General features: G+C 69.3%; 5 protein-coding genes and 1 pseudogene. 4 read left to right on the forward strand and 2 right to left on the reverse strand.

Translation table 11 applies throughout. From position 1 onward, the window contains the following. The 3 genes and pseudogenes from I8N67_RS33780 to I8N67_RS33790 all read left to right on the forward strand — a co-directional run. Window positions 1–373, forward strand: a pseudogene (locus I8N67_RS33780) (hypothetical protein); the annotation flags it as partial. A 2-nt stretch (window positions 374–375) separates the two neighbouring features. Beyond that, on the forward strand, window positions 376–5145 hold the full coding sequence (locus tag I8N67_RS33785) for a putative T7SS-secreted protein (RefSeq protein WP_200308085.1): 4770 nt from the start codon (window positions 376–378) through the stop codon (window positions 5143–5145). A gap of 13 nt (window positions 5146–5158) precedes the next feature. Beyond that, window positions 5159–5935 (forward strand): hypothetical protein, encoded by a 777-nt coding sequence (locus tag I8N67_RS33790; RefSeq protein WP_200308086.1) that lies wholly within the window; start codon window positions 5159–5161, stop codon window positions 5933–5935. A gap of 1121 nt (window positions 5936–7056) precedes the next feature. Here I8N67_RS33790 and I8N67_RS33795 read toward each other — a convergent pair. Beyond that, complete coding sequence (locus tag I8N67_RS33795; protein WP_200308099.1) at window positions 7057–7734, reverse strand: nucleotidyl transferase AbiEii/AbiGii toxin family protein; 678 nt, start codon at window positions 7732–7734, stop codon at window positions 7057–7059. Then, window positions 7727–8050: a hypothetical protein gene (locus tag I8N67_RS33800; protein ID WP_200308087.1), complete on the reverse strand. Its 324-nt coding sequence runs from the start codon at window positions 8048–8050 to the stop codon at window positions 7727–7729. The genes I8N67_RS33795 and I8N67_RS33800 overlap by 8 nt, the downstream gene beginning before the upstream one ends. 425 nt (window positions 8051–8475) lie before the next feature. On the opposite strand from I8N67_RS33800, the gene recD2 reads away from it, so the two are divergent. After that, window positions 8476–10794, forward strand: a complete 2319-nt coding sequence (recD2, locus tag I8N67_RS33805) for an SF1B family DNA helicase RecD2 (protein WP_200308088.1) — start codon at window positions 8476–8478, stop codon at window positions 10792–10794. Window positions 10795–11091 lie beyond the last annotated feature (297 nt).

Below are 11091 nucleotides of genomic sequence, written 5' to 3' on the forward strand. Positions count from 1 at the left end.
GTGGGAGCACGACCAGTACGTCGAGGGCACGCTGAAGGTGGGCGTCAATTCCGTGATGGGCGGCAGCCCGCATGCCACGGAGGAGGAGATCGCCCAGCAAGGCTGGGGTGACATCGTCACGCCGGACTACCTGAACCCGGACTGGAGCGCGGAGTCGTTCGACAAGGCGGGTGAGGACATCGAGCAGACGTGGAAGGACACCGGCCGCACGGTGCTCACCGAGGGGGAGGGCGGCCGGCGGTCGCAGGCCATCATCGACGCGTCGGGGGTCTCCGAGGACCAGTGGAACCAGGCGCTTGACAACACCTTCGGGCCCTCGCCCGAGGAACGCGCCCAGCAGGCGCAGCAGCAGGGCGAGTCCGGGGGGAACTGACGGTGGGTATAGGCGACTTCCTCAGCGACATCACGCCCGACTCGGTCGAGAACGCCGTCGAGGACGGTGTCGAATGGGCCGGCAACCGGGTCGAGGACGCCGGCAGCTGGACCGCCGACCGGCTGCAGGACGTCGGCTGGGAGTCCGGCGCCGACTGGGTGCGCGAGCAGTCCCGTTCGGTCGCCAACCGCATGGGCGCCGAGGTCGACGAGCTGGACCTCGGGCAGACCGAGGACAAGACCAAGCTGATCCACGGCAGCCCGAGCAAGGTCACCGCCACCGCCGACAAGCTCCGAGCCTTCCAGACGGCCTTCGACGACGCCGGTGACGGTCTCAAGGGCCTGGACTCCTCCCGGCTCAAGGGTGAGACGGCCGAAGCCCTGCGCACCGCGGTGAGCACCCAGCCGCCCAAGTGGTACGCCGCCGCCGACGCCTGCGCGAAGGCGCTCGGCGCGCTCGACGCGTTCGCCGGCACGATCACCTGGGCGCAGGCACAGGCGCAGACGGCGATCGACAAGTGGAAGGAGGGTGTCAAAGCCTCCGAAGACGCCGCCGACGCCCACCGCAAGAAGCTCGACGACTTCAACAGCGCCGTCGACCGCTACAACGCCCAGCCCGCCGACAAGCGCGACCCGGCCTCGCTCCCGCCCAGGCCCGCGGCGACGTTCGAGGACCCCGGCAAGAAGCTGATGCAGGAGGCCCAGGACATCCTCGCCGAGGCCCGCAAGCAGCGGAACTCGGCAGCGGAGACGGCACGCACCGCGGTCCGCGCCGCCCGCGACATGGCCCCGCAGAAGCCCTCCTACGCCGAACAGTTGAACGACGGTGTCCAGGAATTCCAGATCATGGGCGACCACGTCGGCGGCGGCATCATCAAGGGCACGGCGGGCATCCTCAACTTCGTCCGCGGGATCAACCCCCTGGACCCGTACAACATCACGCACCCGGCCGAGTACACCACCTCCCTCAACAGCCTCGCCGCCGGACTGATCGTCGCCGGCAACGACCCGGTCGGCACTGGCAAGCAGATGATCGGCGACTTCATGAAGGACCCGGCCGAGGGCTTCGGCCGGCTGATCCCCGACCTCGCACTGACCGTGGCCACCGGCGGAGGCGGCGCCGCGGTCAAGGGCATCCGCATCGCCGAGGAGGCCGCCGATGCCGCACGGCTGCGCAAGCTGGTCGACGACGCCCCGGACGGCACCCACAACACCCCGGACGCCGACCGCACCGCCGGCGGCGACCCGGTGGACCTCGCCACGGGCCGGATGTACCTGCCCCAGACCGACGTCGAACTGCCCGGCATCCTGCCGCTGGTCTTCACCCGCCGCACCGAGTCCGGCTTGGCGGTCGGCCGCTTCCTGGGGCCCGCGTGGACGTCCACCGTCGACGAGCGCCTGCGGATCGACGCGATCGGCGTCGTCCACGTCACCGCCGACGGGCTCCTGATCCCGTACCCGCACCCGGCCCCCGGCGCGCCCACCACGCCGGCATCGGACAGGGCCCGCACCCTGCTGGCCCGCGACGCCGACGGCGACTACACGGTCACCGACCCCGACAGCGGCCTGACCTTCCACTTCACCGCCCCGTCCGGCGCCGAACCGGGGGGCGACGGCGAGGCCTGGCTGACGGGCGTCACCGAACGCAACGGCCACACGATCACCGTCGACCGCGGCGAGGGCGGCCTGCCGCTGGCCCTGGTCCACTCGGCGGGCCACCAGGTGAAGCTGTCCGTCGCCGACGGCCTGGTCACCGCCCTGTCCCTGGCCGGCGCGGGCGAGGCCGGCGCGGACCTGCCCCTGATGAGCTACGGCTACGAGGACGGCAACCTCACCGCCGTAACCAAGCCCTCCGGCGCCACCACCACCTTCGTCTACGACGACCGCCGCCGCGTCATCGCCTGGATCGACTCCAACGCAAGCCGCTACGACTACGTCTACGACGACCGCGACCGTGTCGTGGCGGAGGGCGGCGAGGCCGGCCACGTCCAGATCGCCCTGACCTACACCGAACCCGACCCCGAGACGGGCCACCACACCACCACGCTCACCACCGCCGACGGGCACGCGACCCGCCACCTGTTCGGCCCCGGCTGCCGTCTCCTGGCTGTCACCGACCCGCTCGGCCACACCACCTGGTTCACCTATGACCGGCGCGGCAACCTCCTGACCCGCACCGACCCGCTGGGCCTGACCACCGCCTTCTCCTACGACGAGGACGGTCGCGCCGTCCGCGCCACCCGCCCCGACGGAAGCGAACTGCTCACCGTGCGCGGACCCTTCGGTCTGCCGGTGGAGGTCGTCGGGCCCGACGGCACCCGCATGGTCCATGAGTACGACGAGCGAGGCAACCGGACGTCGGTCACCGACCAGGCCGGCTCCACCACCCGTTACGCCTACGACCACGCCGGCCGGCTCACCTCGGTCACCGACGCCCTCGGCGCCACGACACACGTGGTGTGCGACGCGGCGGGGCTGCCCGTGGAGGCCACCGACCCGGCCGGCGCCGTCACCCGCACGGAGCGCGACGCTCTCGGCCGCCCGGTCCGCATCACGGATCCGGTGGGCGCGGTCACCCGCCTGGCATGGAACGCCGACGGACAGCTCGCCCACCGCACGGACCCCCACGGGGTCACGGAGTCGTGGACCTACGACGGCGAGGGCAACTGCCTTACCCACACCGACACGTCCGGTGGCGTCTCCCGCTTCGAGTACACCCACTTCGACCTGCCGACCGCCCGCACCCGACCCGACGGAACACGCCACGAGTTCGAGCACGACGCCCATCTGCGCCTCACCCGCGTCACCAACCCGCAAGGGCTGACCTGGACCTACGAGTACGACGCCGCCGGTGACGTCGTCTCCGAGACCGACTTCGACGGCCGTACCCTCACCTACCGGGTGGACGCCGCGGGCCGGCTCGCCACACGCGTCGACGCGCTCGGCGGGACCATCTCGTTCGAGCGCGACCAGCTCGGCCGGGTGGTGCGCAAGGACGTCGACGGCCGCGTGACGACCTACGTCTACGACAGGGCCGGGCGCCTGCTGGAGGCAGCCGGACCGGACAGCGAACTCCGGTATCAGTACGACCGACGAGGGAAGGTCAAGACCGAGCTGGTGGACGGCAGTCCCGTCTCCTACTCCTACGACGCCCTGGGCCGCCGCAGCAAGCGCACCACACCTACCGGTCATGTCACCTCCTACGTCTACGGCGCCGACGGACAACTCGACCGCCTGGACACCGGCGGTCACCGCATCGACTTCACGCACGACGCCGTCGGCCGGGAACTCGCCCGCGTCTTCGGCGACGCGATCACCGTGTCCTCCACCTGGGACGAAGCCGGACGGCTCTCCTCGCAGCACATCACCGCCGGAGCCCGCGCCGTGAACAGCCGCGCCTACTCGTACCGCGCCGACGGTCACCTGATCTCGGTCGCGGACCGGCTGTCGGGCACACGCGCCTTCGATCTCGACCGGGCGGGCCGTGTCACCGCCATCCACGCCCAGAACTGGACGGAGCGGTACGCCTACGACGACGCCGGCAACCAGACCTCGGCATCCTGGCCGTCCCGCCACCCGGGCCACGAGGCCACCGGACCACGCTCCTACACCGGCACCACCATCACCCGTGCCGGAGACGTCCGCTTCGAACACGACGCCCTCGGCCGGGTCGTCCTGCGGCAGAGGACCCGCCTCTCCCGCAAACCCGACACCTGGCGCTACGAGTGGGACACGGAGAACCGCCTCACCTCGGTCACCACCCCCGACGGCTCCCGGTGGAGGTACCGCTACGACCCGCTCGGCCGCCGCACCGCGAAACAGCGCCTGGCGGCCGACGGCGACAGCGTGGTCGAGGAGATCCGCTTCACCTGGGACGGCCTCACCCTGTGCGAACAGACCAGCCACCAGCCGGATCTCCCGCACACGGTCGCCCTCACCTGGGACCACCGCGCCGACGTGCCCCTGGCCCAGACCGAACGCATCCTCACGGCCGACGACCGCCAGGAGGAGATCGACCGCCGGTTCTTCGCCATCGCCACCGACCTCATCGGCGCCCCCGCCGAACTCATCGACGAGTCCGGCGATATCGCGTGGCGCTCCCGGAGCACGCTCTGGGGCACCACCGCCTGGGCCCGGGACAGCAGCGCCTACACCCCACTGCGCTTCCCCGGCCAGTACTACGACCCCGAGACGGGCCTCCACTACAACTACTTCCGCCACTACGACCCCGAGACCGGCCGCTACACCTCCCCCGACCCCCTCGGCCTCGCTCCCGCCCCGAACCCCGTCGCGTACGTGGACAACCCGCACAGCGCGTGCGACCCGCTGGGCCTCATGCCCAAGTACACGAAGGAGGAGAAGGCACAGAAGGCCAGGGAGGACGCCCTCAAGGCGATGGACGATGTCATCGAGAGGGCGCAGGAAGGCAAATTCAAGAAGGCCGGCAACTACCACGCGCACGACCATGGCTTCACCGAGGAAATGGTCACGGAGATCCTCAAGAAACCGGACGCCGTGTACCACTCGACAGCTGGCAGCGGAAACCTGATTTTCCGTCAGGGCGAGGACATCGTGGTGGTCCGGGCTGACCGTACCGGGGCAGGCAACGTCATCACGGCATACGGTTCGTCCGGCATCAAGGGTCCTTCCGGGGCAGAGGCACTGGGCGGCTTGCCCACCGATCCCGGTGCGCCGATTACCCACGCGGACGTGGTGGAAGGCAGGATTCCAGCCAAGAACGGCTACATGGCTCCCGGAGTGCAAGTCAGATGAGGTGGCATTCACCATGAGAATCACCATCGACGACAACTGGACGGCGACGGTGACGGGCGATCCGCTGCACATCAACCCGGCTCTGGATTTTCGGGAATTCCGTGTGCGCATCGCGACGTACGCAAACGTCGAGGAACGCGGGCGGTTCCTCCTGGACACCTTCGGCAGTCAGCCGTGGCTGTGGGACACGCCTGACGAGCTCCGGTTCGATCAGGCGAGCCGGGAACTGGTCGGCGCCGAGTTCCACATCGCCGGTGAGGCCGCCGACGCCGAGGACTCCGCCCGCCTTCCCGCTACACCACCCGTCCACCCGAGCGGCCTTCGCGCGGACGAAGCCCAGGACTTCCGCCTGGAGGTGACCACTGAGCTGTGCCGCGCCCCCGGAGACACCGTGCTCACCTGCCTGCGCGACCTCGACGTCCTGGACGAGCCGCTCGAGGCCCGTATCGGCATCGCCCCCGACGTGGCACTCCTCATCCAGCACGGCACCGTCGTCGGCTGGAGCCTCACCGACCCCGCGCGGTACCTGACCACCGGCTTCGCCGCCCCCGACCCGGGTCCCCCAGCGCCGGCCACCCGGCTCCTGTTCACCGAATGCCTCGACCTGATCACCACGCCGCTGCTCGACGAGGTGCGGGACCGGGTTCCGGCCGCCCTGGACCGGCTCCGGGCGATACACCAGACCCTGCGCGACCAGCGCGAGGACCGGCACCGCGTCGACGCCCTGCTCTCGCTCATCGCCGAACTGGTCGAGGACTACGCCGACCGGCCGCCCAGACGGAAGCCGTGAACCACCGGCCTGCCCCGTCCATGGCAACGACGCGGGCACCACGCGGCACGACGCCGTCCGGCTCCGGTGAGGGTACGCGCACGTGAACCCACTCCTGAAGACCTGAGCGTCCAGGCGACGGACACACCGCTGCCCGCCACCCCATTGGTTGTGGTCGGACGACGACCTCCTGTTCGACAAGGAGAGCCGGGGGCTGCAGTATGCCGGGCTCATGTCCGTTTGCCGCTCGTCACCCGGCACGATGACGAGCCGCGCGCCGTGGGATCCGGGGCGTCGAGAGCACCGGCGTGGGATCTGTCGGGACCGGACAGTCCCGACGACGCCTGTCGTCCCATCGGAGACCGGTGGATTTCACCCATCCCCCAGGGGCCAGCAACGGTCCCCCTGATGGAGGGTCACGCACGGCTGTCCACCGGTTGTCCACCGGTTGTCCACCGGTTGTCCACCGGGGGCCCTTCCCGCAAGCGTGATCCATCCCATACAACAAGGGAAAATAGCAGGTCAGAGCGTTAGATCGTCAATCTCGTCACAGGAACCAAACCTCTTACCTACGCATTGCGATGCACAGACCAACAGTGCCCGATTTGCCGATACTCCAAGGTCACCCGAAACAAAGAACCCCAGGTCAAAGGCCCGACCTGGGGTTCACCATAGAGCCGCCTTCGGGATTCGAACCCGAGACCTACGCATTACGAGACCATGAGCGATCATGTTGCGTCGTACCTTGTCGTGCCGCCTAGTGACGTTTTTCCTGATCAGAGCAGGTGCAACAGGTTGGCCCGTGCCACCCCGTGATGCACCGTCCAAAGGCGTCTGTCCACCGGCTGTCCACCGGTGGAGTCCTCACCGGCCCGCCAGTGAGACTGCCGCCCGGCGATCAGCGCTGCTGTCGAGCGGTCGGTGGGCCGAGCGGAAGTCACTGTGGGACCTCTACAAGCGCCCCTCTGTGGGTGCGGGCTGCGCGCAGCCCCACGTACCACCTCACCGTAGCTGCTACCTGGCCCCCAGCCTCAAATTCGGAATACTCGCCGACCGCCGTGTCCGCATTGCTCCTGCTCGTGCGCCGAAGCGCCGACAACCGGTGGAAGAGCCCGCACCCGTTGGCGCCGGGGTCGGCTGGGTCATCTCTCGTCGATCCGTTCATCGAGGATCTCGGCAGCCCAGGCACGCAGCCGTCGACGCATGGCCTCCACCTGGCCACCATCGACGCCGTAGGCCTCGTACTCCCGGTCCGGCCAACGGTCGACCGCCCGCAGCGCCTGGGCGAAATAGCGCGGATCGAACCCAGCATCGTGCTCCGACGCCAACTCCAGCAGCCGATCACCCGAGTACTGCCCGGAAGCGAGCGCGGCATTCACGTCGAGGTAATCACGTGGCGCGGCCCGTCCGAACAGCGTGGTCACCTTGTTGGCCACCGCGTCGTCGGGGTGCAGTACAGGACCGATCTCCAGAACAGCAGGCGGCCGAGCCCGCCAGTCGCACCCGAGCTCTACCTTCGCCGTGTGTCCCTGTTCGTCAGCAACCGCGAACCGGGCGAACACCCCACCGGACTTCTCCACCTCAACGGTCAGGTCTGCCGCCCGGTACGCCGCAGCCACCTCATCGACTGCCTCGGAGAAAGCAATCGGGTCAGCGTTGTCCGTGAATAGGTCGACGTCGTCCGAGAGCCGCTCCAGGAACCCGTGTGCACCTGCACCGCGTACCCGCCGGCCAGGACAAAGCCGTAACTCGCGGCGGCTCCAAGACCGATACGGGCGAGCCTGGAGTGAAACGGATCCATGCCGACGAATACTACGCAGCCCTGCGGGCCAGCTCCGGGAAGCGCCCCTCCCACATCAGCCGCACCCGCGGCGGAAGCCACAGCCTCTGCCACACGGCTGAGAGAAGCACGGGGTCGAGGAACTGCCGCAGCTCCTCCACATGCATGGCCTCGCGGATGACCGTCTCATAGAGCATCCGCAGGTCAACGTCGTCCGACAGGTCGTAGGCAGTCTTCGGTGTCCAGTCCAACGCGGTCGGCAAAACCACGACCCCGTCCGTCGGACCGGCCAGCTCATCCAGGGTCTCCGGAACCGTGTACGGCCGGATCTCCGCATACCGCACCCGTGTCTCCATGCGCCCAGTATGCCCAGCCTCGGCCCCGAACGCCCACAGCCATCTATTCAGGGGGCGCCGTCGATCAGGGCCTGCAGGAGGCTGAGCCGGAGCGGATCCGTCCGGGTCAGGCCAGTGGGTAGCCCCGGGCGAGCAGGGCTTTACGGAGCACGGGGAGCGTCTCGGCGAGGACGGCCAGCTGCCGCTCACCCGAGGCGGCCGGTGTCCCGCCGCCTGGCTCCGTGCCGGTGCCGATCTCACCCGGCGCCCGCGAACCGGCCGTCCGCCTTACGCGGTCCCGGGCTTCTTGGACAGTCCTGTCGCTCGTTCCGGTGAGCAGAGTCCTTGAGTCGTGCGACAGATCGCCGTCTCAAGGTTCATGCTGACCTTGCTGCACCACAACCCGGCCTGGTCCGACGCTGTACGCATCTTTGGAGACGGAGCACGTGGCACATCAAGTGTCCCTGGAGACCCACGATGTGGTCGAGGGCGTCGTCGATCACCTCCTGCACATCAGCTACGACGAGCGCACAGTGCTCCGGCTGACCGCCACGACCGGCGAAGAGGAGACCGTCACCGCGCTCGGCAAGGCACTCTTCGGCGTGCGGCCGGGGGAGAGCCTGCGCCTGCACGGCACGTGGACCCAGCACCCTCGCCACGGCAGACAGTTCACGGTCGGGCGGTGCGAACGGACCGTGCCCGCGGACGAACGGGCGATTCGCCTCTATCTCGCGTCCGGGATGATCCGCGGCATCGGACCGGTCCTCGCCTCCGCGATCGTGGACACCTTCGGCGCGCGGACGCTGAAGGTCATCGACGCCGAGCCGAAGCGGCTGCTGGACGTGCACAACATCGGCGAAGTCCGGCTCGGGCGGATCACGGCTGCCTGGCAGGAGCAGAAGGCCATCGCCGAGATCATGCTGTTCCTGCAGAACCTGGGCATCACCCCAGGCCTCGCGGTGAAGATCTACACCGCCTACGCCGACACCGATGACGATCCGATCGACATCGTGCGCCACACCCCCTACCGGCTGTGCCGGGACGTACACGGTGTCGGATTCCACAACGCCGACAGGATCGCGCTCGCCGTGGGTGTACCCAAGCACAGCGACGAACGTCTCCAGGCCGCGCTGCTCCACGAACTCGACCAGGCCGGCATCCAGGGCCACTGCCACCTACCCGTACGCGTGCTGCTCACCCGCACCCGCCATCTGCTGTCCGACGACGACCCGGCCACCGCAGAGATCCTCGACAACGCGGTCCTGCGCCACGCTCTGGAGATGCTGCGCGGGCAGGGCGAACTGGTCACCGAGACACTCCCGCTGCCCGTGATGGACGGCACCGACGCAGCGGCTGACACCGAAATCGCCCAGCTCGCACGCTGGCACCGCGACGAGACCCAGCTTGCCCGGCACGTACGGCGCCTGCTCGGCTCCTCGCCCGCGCTGGCCGAACTCGCCCCGTGGAGCGAGCGGTTGACCGCACTCACCACGGGGGAGACGGCCGGGCTGACCGACGAGCAGCACCAGGCGATCCACACCGCGCTGACCCGGCCCCTGTCCGTCCTGACGGGCGGTCCGGGCTGCGGCAAGACGCACACCCTGCGCACCCTGGTGGAGGTCGCCGACGAAGCCGGCGCCGTCGTCGCACTCGCCGCACCGACCGGGAAGGCCGCCAAGCGGCTGGAAGAGACCTGCGGACAGACGGCGATGACCGTGCACCGCCTGATCCGCCCGCCCGACGGCGACTCCCTCTTCGACCACGCCGGCGTACTGGAGACCGCGGACGTAGTGGTCGTCGACGAGGCATCCATGCTCGACCTCGCGCTGGCCCGCAAGCTGTTCGCCGCCGTCCGCGACGGCTGCCACCTCCTCTTGGTGGGCGACATCGACCAGCTGCCGAGCGTCGGCCCCGGCCGCGTCCTGCGGGACCTGCTCGATGTCGAGGACATCCCGCGCACCCGGCTCACCAAGGTCTTCCGCCAGCACGACGACAGCGCCGCGATCGTGACGAACGCCCACCGCATCCTGCACGGCGAACTCCCGCACGACGACCCCAAGGCGTTCTGGAACCGGCCCGTCCCCGTCGCCGAGGACATCGCCCAGCGCGTGGTGGACCTGGTCTGCGAGCTCATGCCCACGCACTTCAATACCCGCCCGGAGGACATCCAGGTCCTGTGCCCGGGCAAGAAGAACATCGCCGGCATGACCGACCTCAACCTGCGCCTCCAACAGCGCCTCAACCCACCCGCGCCCGACAAGCCCCAGCACTACCACGGCGGGACGGCCTTCCGGCTCGGCGACCGCGTCCAGCAGATCCGCAACAACCCTCACCGGGGCGAGGTGGGCGTCTTCAACGGCAGCAGCGGCGCCATCACCGCCCTCGACGCCGAGGCCCACCAGCTCACCGTCACCTTCACCGACGGAGAGACGGCCACCTATCCCTTCACCGACCTGGACGAACTGGTCCACGCCTACGCCTTGACCGTCCACCGCTCCCAGGGCAGCGAATACCCGTACGTCATCGTCCCCATGATCAACGCAGCCGGAATGATGCTGCTCCAGCGCAACCTCCTCTACACCGCCGTCACCCGCGCCCGTCAGGGCATCATGCTCATCGGCCAGAGCGAGGCCGTCGAACGAGCCGTCGCCAACAACCACACACAGCGCCGCAACACAACCCTGACCCACCGCATCACCGACGCGATGCCCGCCGTCCCGACCCCACGCGGCCAGACGCCCACCGGGCAACTCGCCTGGGGCTGAGGGCGCCACCGGACTGGACGAGATGGTCCGCTGCTTCGTCAAAGCCTGAAGCAAGAGCGGGGACTCACGGACGCCGGAGTCCCAGGCATGCAGGCAGGGCCCGGGGCGCATGCGCTGCTGCTGCAGTCTGGCCACTGGCAGCCCGGCACAACTCGCTCACCGCAGCCGCGCAGGAGGAACGATCGTTCACTGCGGCCTGCCGCTTGGACGGGTGAGGTTTCCGGCAAGGGCAAGGCCAGGCGCAGCGGCACGACCGATCATGATGCCGTTCGCGGCCTGCGCAGGTGAAGACAACAG

The organism is Streptomyces adelaidensis, from assembly GCF_016598475.1.
GTDB lineage: Bacteria > Actinomycetota > Actinomycetes > Streptomycetales > Streptomycetaceae > Streptomyces > Streptomyces adelaidensis.

What these genes read in the sequence shown, in the direction of transcription:
- I8N67_RS33800 (WP_200308087.1), bottom strand. Translation starts at nt 8,050, where the DNA reads ATGGAGACACGGGTGCGGTATGCGGAGATCCGGCCGTACACGGTTCCG.
- I8N67_RS33790 (WP_200308086.1), top strand. Translation starts at nt 5,159, where the DNA reads ATGAGAATCACCATCGACGACAACTGGACGGCGACGGTGACGGGCGAT.